This window comes from Streptomyces sp. NRRL B-24572, from assembly GCF_002156145.1.
Lineage (GTDB): Bacteria > Actinomycetota > Actinomycetes > Streptomycetales > Streptomycetaceae > Streptomyces > Streptomyces vietnamensis.
On record NZ_MWIG01000991.1, the window covers coordinates 1 to 874 of the forward strand.

2 protein-coding genes are annotated in these 874 nt (G+C 74.4%); both read left to right on the forward strand.

Going from position 1 to position 874, the window contains the following annotated elements:
* Positions 1-638: tyrosine-protein phosphatase (locus CCN56_RS39270; RefSeq protein ID WP_086832387.1), on the forward strand; the 638-nt coding region annotated here is incomplete at its 5' end.
* A 45-nt stretch (positions 639-683) separates the two neighbouring features.
* A partial coding sequence (locus CCN56_RS39275) for a hypothetical protein (protein ID WP_143664802.1) occupies positions 684-874 on the forward strand: 191 nt, incomplete at its 3' end.

Consider the following 874-nt stretch of genomic DNA (forward strand, 5'->3'; position numbering starts at 1 on the left):
TCGTCGACTTCCGGACGGAGACCGAGCGCGGCGACCGGCCCGACCGGCTGCCGCCCGGCGTCCGGCTGCTCGTCGCCGACGTCCTCGCCGACTACCTGGCCGGCAGCGGACTGCCGCCCGCCGCGCGCCTCAAGGCCCTGCTCGCCGACCCGGCGCTCGCCGAGGAGCACCTCGGCGGGGGCCGGGTCCGGGCGGCCTTCGCCCGGACGTACCGCACCTTCGTCTCCAGCGACTCCGCCCGCGCCTCCTACCGCGCCCTGCTCGGCGAGCTCGGCACCCCGGGTGCCGGGCCGCTGCTCTTCCACTGTTCGGCGGGCAAGGACCGTACGGGCTGGGCGGCGACGGTCGTCCTGTCGCTGCTCGGCGCGGACGAGGAGACCGTGCGGGCCGAGTACCTGGCGGTCAACCCGGCCGTCCGACTGGCGTTCGCGCCGATGATCGAGGGCTTCACGGCCCAGGGAGGCGACCCCGAGCTCGCGCTCGAACTGATCGGGGTCCTGCCGGAGTACCTGGACGCGGCGCTCGACGAAGTGGCGGTCCGGCACGGGTCGATGGAGAAGTACGTACGGGAGGGGCTCGGCGTCCCCGACGAGGTGACGGACCTGATCCGCGAGCGGCTGACGGTCACCGCGGCCTGATCCCCCGGGGGCGGGCCGGGGTGACCATCGGAAGAATCGCTCGTTCTGCTGAACGTGAGCACCCAGGATCTCGTTCCCTCGCCCGTGGGCCCCGTCGACGTCGAACAGGCCGAGGCCGCGCTCGTCGAGCGGTATCCACGGCTCGTCCGCATCGCCTATCTCGTCCTGCCGCCGTCCCTCGGCCGCAACCGCCGGGTGCTGACCGCGCACGCCCTCGTCCAGCGGTCGCTGCCGCG